Below are 18,495 nucleotides of genomic sequence, written 5' to 3'. Positions count from 1 at the left end.
CCACGCCATCGCCGCCATGGCCGGCCTGACCGTCCCGCACGCCACCAAGGTGCTGATCGCCGAGGTCACCGACATCGCCGACAGCGAACCCTTCGCCCACGAAAAGCTCTCCCCCACCCTGGCGCTCTACCGCGCCAAGGATTTCCTCGAGGCCTGCGACAAGGCTGCCGCCCTGGTCGCTCTCGGCGGCATCGGCCACACCTCCGCCCTCTACACCGACCAGGACCAGCAGGCCGACCGCATCCGCCATTTCGGCGACAGGATGAAGACCGCCCGCATCCTGATCAACACGCCGTCGTCCCATGGCGGCATCGGTGACCTCTACAACTTCCGCCTCGCGCCGTCGCTGACGCTGGGCTGCGGGTCGTGGGGCGGCAACTCGATCTCCGAGAATGTCGGGCCGCAGCACCTGATCAACAAGAAGACGGTGGCGAAGAGGGCGGAGAACATGCTGTGGCACAAGCTGCCCAAGTCGATCTATTTCCGCCGCGGCTGCCTGCCCTTCGCCCTTGAGGAACTGCGCGGCAAGAAGCGCTGCCTGATCGTCACCGACCGCTTCCTGTTCGAGAACGGCCATGTCAACGACAGCGTCCGCGTCCTGAAATCGCTGGGGCTGGAGGTGGAGACCTTCTTCGAGGTCAGCGCCGACCCGACGCTGGCGGTGGTGCGCAAGGGCGTGGCGCTGGCCAACGCCTTCCAGCCCGACGTGATCCTGGCGCTGGGCGGCGGCTCGCCGATGGATGCGGCCAAGATCATCTGGGTGATGTACGAGGCGCCGGAGGTGGCGTTCGAGGACCTCGCCCTGCGCTTCATGGACATCCGCAAGCGCATCTACACCTTCCCCAAGCTGGGCGTGAAGGCGCAGCTGGTGGCGGTGCCGACCACGTCCGGCACCGGATCGGAGGTGACGCCCTTCGCGGTGGTGACCGACGAGCGCACCGGCACCAAATACCCGATCGCCGACTATGAGCTGACGCCGACGCTGGCCATTGTGGACGCCAACCTCGTCATGGACATGCCCAAGGGTCTGACGGCGGCCGGCGGCATCGACGCGGTGACCCACGCGCTGGAGGCCTATGTCTCGGTGGTGGCGAACGAGTACAGCGACGGTCAGGCCTTGCAGGCGCTGAAGCTGTTGAAGGAGAACCTGCCCTCGGCCTACCGCAACGGGGCGCAGGACCCGAAGGCGCGGGAGTTGGTGCACAATGCGGCGACGCTGGCCGGCATCGCCTTCGCCAACGCCTTCCTCGGGGTCTGTCATTCGATGGCGCACAAGCTGGGGGCGGAGTTCCACATCCCGCACGGCATCGCCAACGCGCTGCTGATCGCCAACGTGATCCGCTACAACGCGGCGGACATCCCGACCAAGCAGACGGCGTTCAGCCAGTATGACCGTCCCAAGGGCGTGGCGCGCTACGCGCAGATCGCCCGGCATCTGGACCTCGGCGGCAGCCGCGACCATGAGCGGGTGGAGAAGCTGATCCAATGGGTCGAGGAGATGAAGCGGGCGCTGGAGATCCCGGCCTCGATCCAGGCGGCGGGGGTGCCGGAGGCGGCGTTCCTGGCGCGGGTCGATGCGATTGCCGAGGCGGCGTTCGACGACCAGTGCACCGGCGCCAACCCGCGCTATCCGCTGGTCGCCGAGATCAGGCAGCTGCTGGTCGACAGCTATTACGGCCGTGCCTATGTCGAGGCGTCCGCCCAGGACGCGGCGCCGGTCGAGGCAAAGCCTGCCACGAAATCAGCCGCTCGCAAGGACGCGGTGCCGGCCAAGTAAACAACTCCACATGCCAGGACAGAGACCATGAGCAAAGCGATCATGTGGGCCGAAACCGATGCCCGCGGCTTCGAAACCGAATGCCTGTTCAACGAGGACAACCGCAGCTACGAGGTGCTGGTCTGCGCCAAGGGTTTGGGTCTTGACCGCGCGGAGAGCTTCCCGGTGGTCGAGGACCCCGGCCTGGGCATGAGCCCGGCCGACCTGCAGCGGTCGATCCGCACGGCCGACCGGCTGGTGTCGGAGATGGACCGGTCGCTGGGCGACTATTGAGCGACGCGGACCCAGTCGAAGGGCCGCCCGCAGCAGTCCGATGCTGCGGGCGGCCCTTGCGTCTTCAGTGCTTCACCCGCCGCAGGATCAGGGCCAGCGGCACCGCCGAGGCGGAGATCAGCATCAGGGCGAAGAACACGTCGATGTAGGACCAGTAGGCGGTCTGCATCTGCACCTGCTGCCCGATATAGGCGATGGCCCGTTCATGTGCCCCAGCCTGTCCGCCAGCGGTGGAGAAATAGGTCGTCGCCTGCTCCAGTGTGCGCTGATAGGCCGGGTTGGACGGCACGATGGTCTCGACCAGCCGGCTGTGGTGGAACTGCTCGCGCATCGCCAGCACATTCTGGGCGATGGACACGCCGATGGAGCCGCCGACATTGCGCGCGACATTGATGAGGGCGGAGGCTTGGTCCGTCTTGTCGCGCGGGATGCCGTCATAGGACGCCGTGGTGATCGGAATGAAGATCAGCGGCAGGCCGATGCCGATATAGATGCGCGACCACGCGAAGAACCAGAAGGTCGAGTCCGGGTTCAGCCGCGTCAGGTCCCACATCGCCAGCGCGACGATGGTGGCGCCGGTGGCGATCAGGTATTTCGGCTGGACGCGCCCGGACAGCCGGCCGACGACGATCATCATCACCATCGTCACCATGCCGCCCGGCGACAGCGCCAGACCGGCCCAGGTGGCGGTGAAGCCGTAATAGGCCTGCAGAAGCTCCGGCAGGAACTGGGTCGTCGCGATCAGGATGGCGCCGGTCGCCAGCATCACCAGGAAGCAGGACCCGAACTGCCGCGTCGCCACCATCCGCAGGTCGAGCATCGGGTTCTCCCGCGTCATCTCCCACGGGATCATCAGGCAGAAGGCGGCGATGCAGATGATGGTGAAGGTGATGATGAAGCCGGACGCGAACCAGTCGTCGGTCTGCCCGCGGTCGAGGATCACCTCCAGCGAGCCGAGGAAGGTCGCCACCAGCAGGAAGCCGACCACGTCCATGCGGATACCCTGGCGCTTCATCCGCCGGCGCTCCTCGATGGCGGATTTCGGCTCCTGCACCAGGAAGCCGACCAGCGCGAAGGCGAACAGCCCGACCGGTCCGTTGATCAGGAAACACCAATGCCAGGACAGATTGTCGGACAGCCAGCCGCCCAGCGTCGGCCCGACCACCGGCGCCACCACCACGGCGATGCCGAAGATGGCGAAGGCCTGCCCGCGCTTGGCCGGCGGGAAGCTGTCGGCCAGGATCGACTGCGAGATCGGCACCATGCCGCCGCCGGCGAAACCCTGCAATACCCGGAACAGCAGCAGCGATTCCAGATTCCAGGCGAAGCCGCAGGCGATCGAACTGGCGGTGAACAGCCCCAGGCAGGTCAGATAGAAGCGCTTGCGGCCATAGCGTTTGGCGATGAAGCTGCTGGCCGTCAGCACGATGGCGTTGGCCACCAGATAGGAGGTGACGACCCACGACGCCTCGTCGGCGCTGACCGCCAGCGTGCCGGAGATGTAGCGCAAGGCGACATTGGCGATGGTGGTGTCCAGCACCTCCATGAAGGTGGCGATGGAGACCACCACGGCGATCAGCCAGGGATTGCGGCCGCCTGCGGCACTCTGCGACGCATCGAATCCGCCGGCATCGGCACCTTCCGCAGTGGCGCTCATCGCACCGTCACCCGCGGCACCACCGACATGCCGGGGCCGATGGACACGCCGTCCGGCCATTGGTCGACGACGATCTTCACCGGGATGCGCTGCACCACCTTCACATAATTGCCCGTCGCGTTCTGGGCCGGCAGCAGCGAGAAGGCGGTGCCGGAGCCGGGCTGCACGCTGTCGACATGGCCGGTGACCTTGCGGTCGGGATAGGCGTCGATGCGGATGTCCACCGGCTGGCCCGGCCGCATGTCGGTGATCTGGGTTTCCTTGAAGTTGGCGGTGACCCAGATGTCGTCGGGCACGAAGATGGCAAGGCTCTGGCCGGCCTGGGCGAACTGGCCGACCGCCCCGCTCAGCTGCACCACCCGGCCCGGCTGCGCCGCGGTGATGGTGGTGTAGGACAGGTTCAGCTTCGCCTGATCCAGCTGCGCCCTGGCGCGCGCCAGATCGGCCTCGGCACTGGTGCGCTGGGCCTGGAGCGCGCCGACCTGCCGTTCGGCGGCGATCACCGCGGCGTTGGCGCTGGTCAGCTTCGCCTGCTGTTCCTGCAGGTTGGCGGTCGACTGCTGCGCCTGCTGCACCGTTCCGGCGCCGCGGGCCTGAAGGTCGCGATAGCGCGCCGCATCCTCCTTGGCGAAGCCGACCGACGCCTCGGCCTGGGCGACCTCCGCCTTGGCCTGATCGATCTGGGCGCGCTGGGCGGCGATCTGGGCGTCATAGCCGGTGATCGCCGCCTGGGCGGAGTCGATCTGGGCCTGCGCCTGCTCCAGCGCGGTCTGGTAATCGCGCGGGTCGATGCGGAACAGCAGGTCCCCGGTCTTCACATGCTGGTTGTCGCCGATGGCCACCTCCGTCACATATCCGGATACCTTGGGCGCGATGGAGAACTGGCGGGTGTCGATGAAGGCGTCGTCGGTCGATTCATAGGGATGGATGTTGCGCTGCCAATAGATGTAGCCGGCCACCGCCAGCAGGGCGACGACCACCAGCCCGACGATGATCCCCAGCGGATGGCGCCGGATGAATCCGGGCTTCTTGCGGCCGGCTTCTGCCGCCGGCTGTCCGCGTTCGCTGCGGCCGGCATCCTGATCCGCAAGTGTGACGACGTCCCTGTGCTGCTGGTCGTCCGGCATGGTGTGACGCTCCTGACCGAATTGCCGGGCGATCGGTAAAGGCCCGGTCGTTGTCGCGCGGGAGCGGTGCGGCTCCCCAGCGCGAAACACCGCGAACCCCCATCGCGTTGCACCAACGCGGCAGAAAGCCGGCCGAAACAGCCGCAGAACAGCCATGCCAAGGGTGGGTATTCGATCCGGCAAACACCCGGCACGGCGGGGCGGGGCATGAGGCGGCCGGACACCGGGATCGCGGCCTGTGCTTCACCGCCTGAATACAGGAAGCCACCGGTGACGGCTAATCATCAGTCCGCCGGAATACTCCATAAATATATTTTGGAGAATGCCACCGGAGCCGTCCCGATCCAGCCGCTGTTTTCCGCCCCGCCCGCCAGTTCCCTCTGTCACCGTGGTCCCGGCCGTCTGGCAGCACGACATGCGACATTTTGGCGCCCACGGGATCCGGTCTCTGTTCACGTCATGCAGGCCGGCTTTAATATATCTGCATTACTTTTCAGAGAGTTCGGAACAGGCTGCTCGGGAAGAGCCGCCCAAGCCGCCATCGGACCGGGGAACCGACCATGAAGCCCATCGGCAAGCTGTTGGCCTCCAAAGCCGTGGCGATCCTGGGCGGTGCTGCTGGTGCGAACCTGCTGTGGGCACCGCCTGCCCTGGCCGATGCCGGTCACTTCGCCTATTCGACGGACGGCGGCGCCCGGGTCGCCGTCGGGCTGCTGCTGGCGGCGCTGTTCGCCACGCTGATCGCCGAAACCTTCCACAAGACGCTGGCGGCCGGCGCCGTCGTCGCCGTCATGCTGATGGTCTCGGCGGCGACGCCATTGCACATCATGGATTTCGACACGGCGGTGCGCGCGGTCGACTGGAACGTCATCTTCCTGCTGGGCAGCATGATGGCGATCGTGTCGGTCCTGATCGGCACGCGGGTCTTCGACTGGCTGAACGCCCGCATGGTGGCCTGGGCGCGCGGCCGGTCGAAGCTGCTGGCGAACACGGTCATCGTGGCGACGGCGGTGCTGTCGGCCTTCGCCGACAACGTCACCACCGTGCTGTTCATGGCGCCGGTGGTGTCGAAGGCGGCGCGCAGCCTGCGGGTGTCGGTGTGGGCGCTGGCGATGCCGATGGTGATGGCCGCCAACATCGGCGGCACGGCGACGCTGATCGGCGACCCGCCCAACGTCATCGTCGGCGTGGCGGCCGGCCTGCCCTTCATGGACTTCCTCTATTTCCTGGCCGTGCCGGTGATCTTCATGATCGTCGCGCTCTGCGCCTTCAGCGCCTTCTGGTACCGCAAGGATCTGGCCGGCGCCCATGCCCAGACCGACGGCGACGCCGAAACGGTGGAGTTGCAGGACCCGAAGGTGCTGTCCTGGACCCTGGGCGTGGTCGGGCTGACCTTCCTCGGCTTCTTCACCCACAGCATCACCCATCTGCCGGTCGGCGTCGTCGCCTTCGCCGGGGCGGTGCTGACCATGGCCGGGCGGCACATCATCCTGCGGGGCCCCATGGGGCCGAAGAAGGCGGAGCATCTGTTCACCCACGGCTTCGAGCATGGGATCGAGTGGCTGACGCTGGGCTTCTTCGTCTTCCTGTTCATGGCCATCAGCTCGGCCGAGCATACCGGCCTGATCGCCGGTGCGGCGGCGAAGCTGCAGGATCTGGTGCAGGCGGTCTCCGTCGGCTTCGGCATGGGGCTGCAGGCGAAGCTGCTGACCGCGGCGCTGCTGATCCTGGTGTTCAGCGCAGTGGTGTCGGCGGTGGTCGACAACATCCCCTACACCATCGCCGCCGCCGCCATCGTGCGGGTCCTGGCTGCCTCCTTCGCCACGGAGTTCACGGCGGCCGGGCTGGGCGGCGCGGAACTGCAGATGACCACCAACGTGCTGTGGTGGTCGCTGGCGCTGGGCGCCTGCCTGGGCGGCAACGGCACGCTGATCGGCGCCAGCGCCAACGTCACCACCATCGGGCTGCTGGAAAAGGACGGCCACCACATGCCCTTCGTCTCGTTCCTGCGTTTCGGCGTGCCGGTCACCGCCATGACGATCGGCATCGCGGCGCTGTACCTCACCAGCTATGTCTATGGAGGGGCGGTCGAGACCAATCTGGTGGGGGCGATGGTGCTGCTGGCGCTGGGCGTCGCCGCCCTTCTGCGCGGCATGAACTGGCGGCTGCCCAAGACGGCGGATGAAACGGCGGATGGGGCGCTGTCCCCGCCGGCGGGGGAATAGCGCGGGCTGCCCGCCTGCAAGGATGGACGGACAAGGGGCCGGCCCGATCCGACAGGGGGCCGGCCGGCTTTTTCTTCGTTCGGTGACATGACTGCGCGGCAGCAAAAAATTCCCAGCCGGCAAATCCAAAACTGCGCCCAAACGTAGAAGGAAGGCAGCCCCAACCATCGCAATGCGGAGCCCCAGCCCATGACATTTCTGACGGAGACCGGCGCGAGCGGCACCGCCCGGGAGGTTTCTCCCGGCACCATCCCGCGCGGCGCGGTCCCCATCGACGACGAGGCGGCAAGGCTGGAGGCGCTGCGGCGCACGGGGCTGCTGGACAGCGATCCGGAGCCGGCCTTCGACGATCTTGTCTTCTGGGCCTGCGACCATTTCCGCGTGCCCATCGCGCTGGTGTCGCTGCTGGATGCCGACCGCCAGTGGTTCAAGGCCCGCCGCGGTCTGGCCGTGCAGGAGACCCCGCGCGACATCGCCTTCTGCCGCTTCACCATCCGCCAGAGCCTGCCGATGGTGGTGGAGGATGCCGCCGGCGACCCGCGTTTCCAGAACAACCCGCTGGTGCTGGGCGAACCGCACATCCGCTTCTATGCCGGCGCGCCGATCATCAACCGGCAGGGGCTGGCGCTTGGCTCCGTCTGCCTGATCGACACGGTGCCGCGCAGCTTCGGCACGGTGGACCGCATGGTGCTGGCCCAGCTGACGGTGACGGCGCTGGCCGCCATCGAGCGACGCCGGCACGAAAAATTGCAGAGCGAAAATCGGCGGAGTTGAGGACGGCGGGTTGTTTTCATGCTGCGTTGCACCATTCTCACTGGCTCATTGACGGATTTGACGGCAGGATCGTTGCCGGAATTGCCTGAAGACGATAGTGCCCGGAATAGGATGACCATCCCCATGATGCCCGCGTCGGCCTTGCCGCCGATCCCGGCCCGCGAGGACGACCGCCTTGCGGCGTTGCAGCGGTACGAACTGCTCGACACGCCGGCGGAACCGGCCTTCGACCAGATCACCCGCCTGGCGGCCAAGCTGCTGAAGGTGCCGGTCGCGCTGATCTCGCTTGTCGACCGCGACCGGCAATGGTTCAAGTCGCGGATCGGCCTGCCGATGGCGGAGACGCCGCGCAACCACGCCTTCTGCGCCCATGCGCTGGAGTCGGACGCCCTGCTGGTGGTCGCCGACGCCCGGCAGGACGAGCGCTTCGCCAACAACCCGCTTGTCACCGGCGACACCAATTTCCGCTTCTACGCCGGGGCGCCGTTGCGGACGGCCGACGGGCTGGCGCTGGGCACCATCTGCGTGATCGACGACCAGCCGCGCGCCGCCCTGACCCCGGAAGAGGAGGAGGCGCTGCGCGACCTGTCGGCGATGACGATGGCGCATATCGAGGCGCGGCGCGCGGTCGGCTATCTGCATCCCGTCACCTCGCTGTCGAACCGCTTCCGCTTCCTCGCCGATGTCGATGCCATGACGGCCGAACCGGCGGAGTCCACGGAAACGGCGGTGGTGATCGACACCGCGGCGTCCCAGCAATATGCCGAGCTGACCCGCGTGCTGGGGCAGACCTGCGCCGATGCGTTCGAGGTGGATTGCGCCCGCCGCATCCTCGCCTGCCTGCCGGAACGGACGCGGCTCTACCATGTGTCGCCGGCCCGCTTCGCCTTCATCCTGGAGGGCCATGACGCGCCGGACGGCGAGCTTGTTTCCACGCTGGGTCGCATCGGTTCGGCGATCCGCAGCCCCTTCCAGTATCAGGGCGTGCCGATCGCCACCTCAACCGGCATCGGCTTCGTCCACCGGTCGAACAGTCGGCCGGGAGGCGTCGAACTGCTGCGCGCGGCCACCAGCGCCGCCCACCAGTCGCTGGAGGAGCAGAAGCCCTGGTGCGCCTATGACGAGGAACAGGACCGCGCCGCCCATCGCGCCTTCCTGCTGCTGCGCAGCCTGACCGAGGCGATGGGCGCGCAGGACCAGCTGCACATCGCCTATCAGCCCAAGGTCGATCTGCGCACCGACCGCTGCATCGGCGCGGAAGCGCTCCTGCGCTGGACCCATCCGGAGCTGGGGCCGATCTCGCCGGCCGAATTCGTGCCGCTGGCCGAACGCACGGCGCTGGTTCGGCCGCTGACCGAATGGGTGATCGCGGCGGTGCTGGGGCAGGTGGCGCACTGGCGTCGGCGCGGCATCGCCCTGCCGGTGTCGATCAACATCTCGATGCTGGATCTCGGCACCGGCGATTTCGCCGACCGGGTGGCGGCGATGCTGGACCGCCATGGGGTGCGGGCGGACTGGATCGATTTCGAGGTGACGGAAAGCGCCCTGATGACCGACCGGGCGGAGGTCGACCGCCAGCTCCGCCGGCTGCGCCACCTGGGCATCGCCGTCGAGATCGACGATTTCGGCACGGGGCAGAGCGCCCTGTCCTACCTGAAGGACATCCCGGCGACGGCGGTGAAGATCGACCAGCGCTTCATCCGCTCCATCGCCGTGGAGCGCAGCGACCAGATCATGGTGCGCTCGACCATCGAGCTTGCTCATGACCTGGGCTATCTCGTCATCGCCGAGGGGGTGGAAACCGACGAGGCTTACGACTGGCTGCGCCTGCACGGCTGCGATTTCGGCCAGGGCTATCTGATTTCCCGTCCGCTGGCACCGACGGCGTTCGAGGACTGGCTGGCGGCGGGCGCCTTCCGCCCCGCCGCCATGTCGGCCTGACCTACTTCGCCGCGACGCAGGCGGCGATGGAGGCCCGTTCGATCTCGGCATAGAGGTCGAACGGGTTCAGCACCGGGGCGCCGAGATCCGCTTCGAAGCGCTGCTGGTTCGGGCTGGCGGTGAAGTCCTGCTGCGCATCGTCGCCCAGGTTGGACTGGAAGATTCCGGCGGCGCTGACCGGCAGGAAATCCTCGTAGACCACCGGGTCGAAGCGGACGAGGCCGCGTCCGATCGACGTTTCCAGATCGGTGCCCGGCGCCGGCGGGTTGCTGCGGCCGGCCTCGGTCAGCGAATAGGTGAAATAGCCGAGCCCGTCGCGGCGGATTTCGTCCCAACTGTCGGGGAAGGGAGCGAACACCTCCTGCAGCGCCGCCATATACTGCGCGGCGTTGGAGCCGTCGGCGGCCGGGGCGACGAGGCGGCGGGAATCCTGCAGCAGCGTGTCGTACAGCGCCCGCCCCTTCGGCGTCAGGGCGATGCCGCGCTGTTCGATCTCGCCGAAGCGGGCGGTGTGGACACCCGAACGCCAGCCGCCGCCATCACCGTCGCGGAAATCGACCGGCTCGCTGAGCGCCTTGAAGGAGGTCTGGCGCAGCAGGATCGGGCAGCGGCGGGTCGGCGGACCTTCCACCACCGCCTTCGGCGCGATGCCCTTTTCCGGCATCATCCGCTGGACCGCGTCGATGTCCAGCGTGCGCGGCGTTAGGTGGTTGATGTGCGGCCCCTTGAAGGAGACCACGTCGGCGATCAGCCGGTGGGCGTCGTGCAGGCGGTTGTAGAGATCCAGCGGCACGTTGGCCCGGCTGTGCCAGCGGAAGGTCTCCAGCGCCTCGGCGACGAAGCGGTCGGCATCCTCCTCGTCAAGCCCGCCCTCGGTCTCGGCCTTTTCGATCAGGGCGAGGCAGCCGGGGGTGAAGATGTTGCGGCCCGCCAGCACCTGCTCCGCCTCCCGCCGCAGATCGGCATCGGCGATCAGGTCGAGCCGCAGCAGGGAGGTGAAGACGCGGAAAGGGTTGCGGCTCAGCGCCTCCCCATCCACCGGGCGGAAGGCGGTGGAATGGACGGGGACGCCGGCCTCCGACAGGTCGTAATAGCCGACCGGCCGCATGCCCATCACCGCGAACAGCCGGCGCATGGTCGACAGCTCCTGCGCAGTGCCGAGGCGGATGGCGCCGTGGCGCTCCTCCGTGATGCGGGCAAGGCCGCCGGCAGCCTCCAGCCGGTGGCGTTCGGCCGGGTCGGCGGCCAGCACCGCCGCGTTCACCTCCTCCACCAGTTCGACGAGCGTCTGATAGGCCGGAACCTCGGTCCGATACATCTCCGACATGGCGGTGGAGAACAGGGTGCGGATCGCATCGGCACTGGTGATCGTCTGGACGCTCATTCCAAATCTCGCTCGCATTGGCTTACCGGACCTGTGCGGTCCCTTCCAAGCCTCTGCTATAGCAACGATTTACCGCGCTGGATTGCGATTGTTTTTCCCGACTTCATGACCAAAGCTCATGACCCTGCAGTGCTGCGGCAGTCCGCCGTCTCCGCCAGGATCCAGTCGCGGAAGGCGGCGAGCGGCGGATAGCCCGCCCGTTCCGCCGGCCAGACGACGTAATAGGCGTTCTCGCTCTCCATCGGCAGGTCGAGCGCCGGCACCAGCTGTCCCGACCGCAATTCCTCCTCGATCAGGAACAACGGCAGCAGGGCGACGCCCAGCCCGGCGATGGCCGCCTGGGACGCCGTGGCAAACTGGTCGAACAGCATGCCGTGCACGCCGTCGGCGGGGGTACCGTGCAGGGTCAGCCAGCGCTCCCACGCGTCGGGGCGGCTGGTCAGGTGCAGCAGCGGGGCGAGCCGCAGGTCGGCCGGCTTCCGGAAGTCGAAGCGGTCGCGCAAGCTCCGGCTGCAGGCGGGGATGACGGTCTCGCGGCGCAGCAGTGCCATCTCCCCGCCGGGCCAGTCCGGCCGGCCGAAGTGGATCGCCGCATCCACCGGGTCCAGCCGGAAATCGAAGGGCGCCATGCGCGTCACCAGATTGATTGTGATGCCGGGATTGTCGGCCAGGAAGTTCGGCAGGCGCGGCGCCAGCCAGCGTGTGCCGAAGGTCGGCAGGATGGCGATGCTGAGCGTGCCGCCGAACGGGTTGGCGCGCAGGTTCAGCGACGCGGTGCTGATCTTGCGCAGGGCATCGCGGACCTCGCGCACGTAATACTCGCCGCCGGCGGTCAGGCGGATGGTCTGCCGTTCGCGGTGGAACAGCTCGACCTCCAGCAGGTCCTCCAGCGCCTTGATCTGGCGGCTGACCGCGCTCTGGGTCAGGGACAGTTCCCTGGCCGCCGCGGTGATGCTGCCGGTGCGCGCCGCCGCCTCGAACGCCGAGAGCAGGGCAAGGGAGGGAAGGAAGCGGCGCGGGCTCTGCATCTCAGTCTCGGGGCATCTCAGTCTCGGGGCATCTCATTCCTGGGCGGAATGACTGGTTGAGCAAACATCACTTGGCCGAAGGAGGTAGACAAGTCAATCTTCCCAACTGTCATGGGGCTGCGGTGGCCCGCGCCGCCCATGGATGCGGTGGGGACGGTGTTTCCCGCCCGGAATGACGGGCGCACAAAAGCAAAAGCAACTCGCACAAAGAGGACCACAGGGGATGCAGAACGATCCACGGTCGCACGGGCTTTGGGAACGCACCGCACCGGCGGCACCGCCGACCACGGCGCTGGCCGGCAGCGTCCGGGCCGACGTGGTCATCGTCGGCGCCGGCTACACCGGCCTGTCTGCCGCGCTGCATCTGGCCGAAAGCGGTGTCGACGCCGTGGTGGTGGAGGCGGTGGAGATCGGCTTCGGCGGCGCCGGCCGCAATGTCGGGCTGGTCAATGCCGGCATGTGGGTGATGCCGGACCAGCTGGTCGCCACCCTGGGCCCGGTCTATGGCGAGCGGCTGATCGAACTGTTGGGCAATGCGCCCCGCACCGTCTTCGACCTCATCACCAAGCACGGCATCGCCTGCGAGGACGAACGCGCCGGCACGCTCCATTGCGGCGTCGGCGCGGCGGGCCTGCGCGAGCTGGAGCAGCGGGCGGCGATCTGGCAGAAGCGCGGCGCCCCCGTCCGTTTGCTGGACGCGAAGGAAACGGCGGAGAAGGTCGGCACCGGGGCCTACACCGGCTCGCTGCTGGATCTCCGTGCCGGCACCATCCAGCCGCTGGCCTATGCGCGCGGGCTGGCGACGGCGGCGATCGCGGCGGGTGCCCGCATCTTCACCGGCAGCCCCGTCCAATCGGCAAGCCGGACCGGGGCCAAGTGGGAGGTGAAGACGCCGAACGGGTCGGTCAGCGCCGACTGGGTGCTGGTCGCCACCGACGCCTACAGCACCGGCCCATGGGCGCAACTGCGCACCGAACAGGTCCACCTGCCATATTTCAATCTGGCGACGGAGCCGCTGTCCGACGCCATGCGGAAGGCCATCCTGCCGGAGCGCCAGGGGGTGTGGGACACCAAATCGGTGCTGAGTTCCTACCGCTTCGACCGGCAGGGCCGGCTGGTGTTCGGCAGCGTCGGCGCGCTGCGCGGGACCGGGACGGCGGTGCACCGGGCCTGGGCGCAGCGGTCGCTGGCGGCGTTGTTCCCGCAGCTCGGGCCCGTGCGGTTCGAGGCGGAATGGTACGGCCAGATCGGCATGACCAGCGACAACCTGCCCCGTTTCCACCGGCTGGACCGCAACGTCATCGCCTTCAGCGGCTACAACGGCCGCGGCATCGCCCCCGGCACGGTGCTCGGCCGCTGTTTGGCCGAGCACATCACCGGCAAGCTGCCGGAGGCGGAGATGCCACTTCCCAACACGCCGCCCGAAACGGTATCGGGCCGCGCCATGCGGGAAGCCGTCTATGAGTATGGCGCGCAGGCGACCCATCTGGTCGGGGCGAGGCTGCCGGGGCGGATCTGAACGCCGGAAACCCGCCCCGGCATTTGGATCAGAGCCCCCAGGCGCCGCTTTCCGCCGCGTCGACGACCTGGATATTGTTCTCCACCGCCTTGACGCCGGGGACGCTTTCCGCCGCGACGCGGACGGCGTCGCGCTGGGATCCGCTGCTGGCGAAGCCCCACAGCTGGACCACCCCGTTGCGGACGACGATGGCGTCGTGCGAGCGCGAATCCCAGGACAGCTCCTTGACGGCGGCGGCGACCCGCTCCTTCAGCGCGCGGTCGTCGGGGGCGGCGGGCGGGGTGTCCGGCGCGACGCTGGCCAGCGCGCGCAGCAGGTTGGCGCGGCTGACGATGCCGACCAGGGCGCCCTGGCGCACCACCGGCACGCGCTTGATCCGGCGGGTTTCCATCAGCCGGACGACGTCCTCCGGCGTGGCGTTCTCGTCCACCGTGGTGACGTGGCTGGTCATCACGTCGGCGACCTTGCGGGCGTGGGACTTGATGAAGTCCTCCGCCGGCAGGGTGCCGCCGGACACCATGCCAAGCCACCAGGAGCGATGACGCTCCGTCCCCAGCTCCACCCGGCGCAGCAGGTCGCCTTCGCTGATGATCCCCACCACCTTGCCGGCCGCATCGACCACGGGCATGCCGCTGATGTTGTTTTCCAGCATCTTGCGGGCGGCATCGGCGATGGTCGCATCCGGGCCGATGGTGATGACGCGCGGCGTCATAAGATCGACTGCCTTCATCGTTTCTCTCCCCTTCGAAGTCGTTGGCCGTGATGTCGTTTGACAAGCACAGCCTAGGAGATCGACAGATGAGACCGATTGATCTGCAGCAATTCGCCACCCAGCTTTCCGCATGGTGGAAAATACGTCGAACTTATCCGCAATTTCAGGCAGTTGCCGGAGATGCGGGAACTCTTGAAATGGCGGTTCCTTACTCCACATCGACCGGCCCGCCCACTTGCGACCAGAAGCCTCCGATCCGTTATTCGCTGATTTCCGCCACCAGCGTGCCGATCGGGTCCGCAGGCGTGTTGGTGGGCGCATCGGCCGGCGGCGGCGGATAGCGGTAGAAGGCATGGCCGCCGATGGAGGTGGTGTGCAGCCGCGCCTCCGCCCAATCCGGCTTGTGGCGGCGGAGCGCCACCTGCGTCGGCGGGCTGTAGAACAGCGACGCGCGGGCGGTGGGATCGGGCAGGTCGTCGTCGTTGAGATTCCAGGCCAGGCCCCGCGCGATGTGCAGCGCCTCCTGGTCGGCGGCGAGGCGGGGCTTCGGCCAGGACGGCATGCCGCCGGCCCGGATGACACCGGCTTGCCGGCGGATCTCCGCCAGGATGCGCCGCGCCTCCACACGCGGATCGGCGGCGAGTTTCGCCTGTTCGGCGGCCTTCTCCCGCTGGTTGGCCCGCTGCTTCGCCGATTTGCCGTGCTTCTCCCGCGTCTTCGGCTCGACGGGTTGCACGGCGAAGGGTTCGAACTGGCCGGCGGCGACGATGACCCGGCAGGGCAGCGACGGCTCATCGGCCGAAGCGGCGCGGTTGGCGACCACCCACATCACGGCCGCCATGGCGTCGGCCCCCTCCCCGCGCGCTTCGGCCCAGCCGGCCAGCGCCAGACAGCGGCGCTCCCGTTCGGCCTGCCAGGGCGTCAGCATATAGACCGACGTGCCGATGATGACCGGCTGCTTTGCGCCGCCCCGCTTCGGGACGCTCCCTTTCAGGTCACCGACGAACCGCGCGCACCCGCTGTCGCCCGGCCGGCAGGCGGCATCGCCGGCATCGATGACCTGCGCGCCGGCCGAGGCGGGCAGCAGGACGGTCGCGAGCATCAGGGCTGGAAGGAGATTGCGCATCCCGGTCTCTCCGGCTTCGGAAGGGGACTTCCTTCGACAGGAGGGCGGACGGCAAGTTCCCTGACTCGTCCACCTCTCAGACAGCGTAAGCCTGAGGGCGGAGGATGTACGCCGTTCGGGTCCGGGAAGGGTCCGCCCCCCTGCCGTTCACGCCGGAGAGCGGCCGGACCCTTCCGGCTTTCCGCCGTCACCGGTCCAATCGTCGGTCAGATACTCCTGCGAGCGGCTGATCTCCTCGACCTCGGCGCGCGAGGGCGGCTTCGGCACCTGGGCCTGACCGGACTTGCGGTCTTCGGTGCGGTCGGGGGTGGATTCGGGGGTGCTGGGCATGGATGCCTCCTTGTCGGTCTGGGTGGAGACCCAGCAAACAGGAGGTGGAGGGCAAAATTGCGCCGTTCTGGATTGCGGCGGCACGGCACTGTCGAGCGATCGCGTCGCATCGTTGATGGGGAAGGCCATGGCCTCACCCACGACTTCCGCCACGCGGTGATCGTCCGCATGAATGAGGAGCATACCGTGGCCGACCTGAAAAAATTGAGACCGATCTGGAGATCGGCGACCATGCGCGCGTCTTGCCTGACCACGTGTGCGTGGCTGGACGACGACGTGCTAAGCCCGATGAACCTACCGTTTGGCTAGGCTTCCAGACCAGCTTCCTGCGTAGGCTGAGTCGACGAAGAGGTCGCTGCGAGAGTTGGCACCAGGATATTCGGCGGCGTGCATTCGAGATGACGCGGAGTATGAGGACTTCGCCCTAATTGTCGAAGCCCTCACGCTCAAGCATTTCAGCTTTTGGACGTGGCTGAACATAACGTCAGCGGTGCTAATGCCAATAGATGTTATGATAACAAAAATATCTAAAGCATCACTTTAGAAAATTCCTGAAGACTTCTTCCGCATATCTATTACGCCGTTTAATGCCACAGAAAGATCTGCTGTCCAGTTGGAGGAGTATAGCGCCGGAAATTGAGGAACCAACTGCATAATCGCAATCAGACTAGGTGCGAAGGGGCGCGATTGAAGAGCATACGTAGGTATATACAGAAAGCTATGCCATTGCCTCTCCGATGGCTCCATACAAACAGCAAGAACATCAAACTCGCTAAAGCTATATGGACGGGTAGAAACGCCCTCACCGCTTCGGCCATTACGTGTTCTTTGAACCTCCACTACAAAATGGTCTTTCTGCCCACCTCGCAGAGGGCTCCGCATCAATGGAACACCTCGCTCTCTGCGCTGCATCTTAACTTGAACTCGAATTTGATGCAGTCCCTGGACCATAAGAACATCATATGCCTCGTCGCCAGCCGGGTCGTATGCCGACCAGCCGGGAGTGTTAGGAGCAATTTCGGTGGCAAAGACTGTTTCAGCAATGACGCCGCGCACTCCCCGCTTTGTTAAATCGCTACCACGGCTAATAGCATCGAGAATTCTTTCAGCTCTAATACCAAATTCCTGCTCCAGTTTATGGAACGATATATTTTCTCTCAGGTGATCGAACAATTTCCTCTTTTCATCCGCATCACAAATGGAAATCTTGCGGATAATATCTCTAATATTATCGTTCATGCCTTGGCCTGCCTGCCTTCATGGGTTCGTAATGTAGCACATCTGCGCGGGCAACAAGGAGCCGACCGGCAACCGCGGTAGTCCGAAGGCGGCCAGCTTGAACTAGCTTCGAGATAGCTTGTCGGCTCACGCCACGGATCCGAGCGGCTTCGGCTTGAGAAATCCAATCGGTCGGCACAAAATCGGTTGACATTGTCAACCCGCCCCTCTATCGTTCCCGCTAGTGTACAGTTGCTATACACCTTCATTGCGTTTACCACGGCTTGCCTGCCGATGTAAGACGCTTCGAAGTTGCGATAGGTTTGTCCAAGGATTGCGAAGGAGCAAATAGACGGTGCTTGGAACGGAACGGAAAGTTGGAACAGGTGGTCGGTTGCTCCCCTGGACTCCGGCATATCAAACGGCATTCGGAGAGGCACATGTCGTGGATAGCATCGATGCCTTGAAGCTGTTGCCTGACAACTCCGTCAATTTGACCCTCACATCGCCCCCGTACGCTCTTCACTTCAAGAAGGCGTATGGAAATGCTTCAAAAGAAAATTACGCCGATTGGTTCATACCTTTTGCCAAAGAAATATTTCGAGTCCTTACAGATAATGGAAGCTTTGTGCTTAACATTGGCGGAAGCTATAATCCAAAAGTTCCGACAAGATCCTTGTATCATTACAAACTACTCATCCGCCTTGTCGACGAAGTTGGATTTCACTTGGCTCAGGAATGCTACTGGTATAATCCAGCAAAGATGCCCCTGCCAGCCGAATGGGTAACTGTGCGAAAAATTCGGATCAAAGACTCTGTCGAACATGTTTGGTGGCTATCTAAAACCCCCTGGCCGAAAGCGTCGAACCAGAAGGTTCTCAAAGACTCCCTAAGCCCGGATATGCATAGGCTGAACGCCCGCGGCCTCAAAGAAACAACCAGGCCAGGCGGTTACAAAATAAATGAAAGCTGGGCTCAAATCAAAAAGAAAGGCGCTATACCATCGAATTTTGTCCAAGCAGAATTTTTCGAGGAAGCATACATCTCTCCAGAAAATGTTTTAATTATGGGAAACAATGCAGCAAACGATCAGTATACAACGAAGTGCAAGGAGCAGGGTGTAACGATACACCCAGCACGCTTTCCGCGGCAACTGCCAGAATTCTTTATTAAGATGCTAACGGACGAAAACGACCTCGTTCTTGATCCATTCTCTGGATCAAATACAACTGGAGCAGTAGCGGAGTCCCTCTCACGCCGGTGGATTGCCTTTGATGAGGTTGAGGAATACGTAGCAGGCAGTAGATTCCGTTTCGGTATCGAGTAGGCAGGAAATTATCAAGAGCGAAGACGTCTAATACTTATCGATGTCTTCGCTAAATTTAGTGAAGATCGCTTTTTCTC

The 18,495-nt window shown here is 65.5% G+C and carries 15 protein-coding genes; 7 read left to right on the top strand and 8 right to left on the bottom strand.

Annotated features, from left to right (window positions below; genetic code table 11):
• Together FZ029_RS28875 and FZ029_RS28870 are read left to right on the top strand one after the other, a co-directional pair.
• The coding region (locus FZ029_RS28875; protein WP_149273253.1) for an iron-containing alcohol dehydrogenase at positions 1-1,777 on the top strand (1,777 nt) is incomplete at its 5' end.
• 27 nt (positions 1,778-1,804) lie between these two features.
• Complete coding sequence (locus FZ029_RS28870; RefSeq protein ID WP_085084545.1) at positions 1,805-2,050, top strand: hypothetical protein; 246 nt, start codon at positions 1,805-1,807, stop codon at positions 2,048-2,050.
• Positions 2,051-2,114: 64 nt separating this feature from the next.
• Here FZ029_RS28870 and FZ029_RS28865 read toward each other — a convergent pair whose 3' ends face one another.
• Complete coding sequence (locus FZ029_RS28865; protein ID WP_149273251.1) at positions 2,115-3,707, bottom strand: DHA2 family efflux MFS transporter permease subunit; 1,593 nt, start codon at positions 3,705-3,707, stop codon at positions 2,115-2,117.
• Positions 3,704-4,834: an HlyD family secretion protein gene (locus FZ029_RS28860; protein WP_149273249.1), complete on the bottom strand. Its 1,131-nt coding sequence runs from the start codon at positions 4,832-4,834 to the stop codon at positions 3,704-3,706. Before FZ029_RS28860 ends, FZ029_RS28865 begins: the two co-directional genes overlap by 4 nt.
• A 560-nt stretch (positions 4,835-5,394) precedes the next feature.
• Here FZ029_RS28860 and FZ029_RS28855 point away from each other — a divergent pair.
• From FZ029_RS28855 to FZ029_RS28845, 3 genes are all read left to right on the top strand, one after another.
• A complete protein-coding gene (locus FZ029_RS28855) occupies positions 5,395-7,059 on the top strand; it encodes an SLC13 family permease (protein ID WP_149273247.1) in 1,665 nt (554 codons plus the stop codon).
• A 189-nt stretch (positions 7,060-7,248) separates the two neighbouring features.
• Complete coding sequence (locus FZ029_RS28850; protein ID WP_149273245.1) at positions 7,249-7,833, top strand: GAF domain-containing protein; 585 nt, start codon at positions 7,249-7,251, stop codon at positions 7,831-7,833.
• Between the two features lie 123 nt (positions 7,834-7,956).
• Positions 7,957-9,774, top strand: a complete 1,818-nt coding sequence (locus FZ029_RS28845) for a sensor domain-containing phosphodiesterase (protein ID WP_247892549.1) — start codon at positions 7,957-7,959, stop codon at positions 9,772-9,774.
• A 1-nt stretch (position 9,775) separates the two neighbouring features.
• Here the strand turns inward: FZ029_RS28845 and FZ029_RS28840 are convergent, their stop codons facing one another.
• Together FZ029_RS28840 and FZ029_RS28835 are read right to left on the bottom strand one after the other, a co-directional pair.
• On the bottom strand, positions 9,776-11,158 hold the full coding sequence (locus tag FZ029_RS28840) for a VOC family protein (protein WP_149273241.1): 1,383 nt from the start codon (positions 11,156-11,158) through the stop codon (positions 9,776-9,778).
• A gap of 116 nt (positions 11,159-11,274) precedes the next feature.
• On the bottom strand, positions 11,275-12,186 hold the full coding sequence (locus FZ029_RS28835; RefSeq protein WP_149273240.1) for a LysR family transcriptional regulator: 912 nt from the start codon (positions 12,184-12,186) through the stop codon (positions 11,275-11,277).
• A 223-nt stretch (positions 12,187-12,409) separates the two neighbouring features.
• Here FZ029_RS28835 and FZ029_RS28830 point away from each other — a divergent pair, with 223 nt between their 5' ends.
• Complete coding sequence (locus FZ029_RS28830; protein ID WP_149273238.1) at positions 12,410-13,705, top strand: FAD-binding oxidoreductase; 1,296 nt, start codon at positions 12,410-12,412, stop codon at positions 13,703-13,705.
• Positions 13,706-13,733: 28 nt separating this feature from the next.
• On the opposite strand, the gene FZ029_RS28825 is transcribed toward FZ029_RS28830, so the two are convergent.
• The 4 genes from FZ029_RS28825 to FZ029_RS28810 all read right to left on the bottom strand — a co-directional run bounded on the left by FZ029_RS28825 (position 13,734) and on the right by FZ029_RS28810 (position 17,112).
• On the bottom strand, positions 13,734-14,435 hold the full coding sequence (locus FZ029_RS28825; RefSeq protein WP_149273236.1) for a CBS domain-containing protein: 702 nt from the start codon (positions 14,433-14,435) through the stop codon (positions 13,734-13,736).
• Between the two features lie 241 nt (positions 14,436-14,676).
• Positions 14,677-15,543 (bottom strand): cell wall hydrolase, encoded by an 867-nt coding sequence (locus FZ029_RS28820; RefSeq protein ID WP_149273234.1) that lies wholly within the window; start codon positions 15,541-15,543, stop codon positions 14,677-14,679.
• A 147-nt stretch (positions 15,544-15,690) separates the two neighbouring features.
• On the bottom strand, positions 15,691-15,873 hold the full coding sequence (locus tag FZ029_RS33240; protein WP_188052105.1) for a hypothetical protein: 183 nt from the start codon (positions 15,871-15,873) through the stop codon (positions 15,691-15,693).
• A 540-nt stretch (positions 15,874-16,413) separates the two neighbouring features.
• Positions 16,414-17,112 carry a hypothetical protein gene (locus tag FZ029_RS28810; protein WP_149273230.1) on the bottom strand — a complete coding sequence of 233 codons (699 nt, stop codon included), beginning with the start codon at positions 17,110-17,112 and terminating at the stop codon, positions 16,414-16,416.
• 424 nt (positions 17,113-17,536) lie between these two features.
• Here FZ029_RS28810 and FZ029_RS28805 point away from each other — a divergent pair, with 424 nt between their 5' ends.
• Positions 17,537-18,418: a site-specific DNA-methyltransferase gene (locus tag FZ029_RS28805; RefSeq protein WP_211104251.1), complete on the top strand. Its 882-nt coding sequence runs from the start codon at positions 17,537-17,539 to the stop codon at positions 18,416-18,418.
• Positions 18,419-18,495 lie beyond the last annotated feature (77 nt).

It is taken from the genome of Azospirillum sp. Sh1, assembly GCF_008365135.1.
Lineage (GTDB): Bacteria > Pseudomonadota > Alphaproteobacteria > Azospirillales > Azospirillaceae > Azospirillum > Azospirillum oryzae.
Note: the sequence above shows the minus strand (reverse complement) of the source record. Positions and strands in the feature narration are given on the sequence as shown.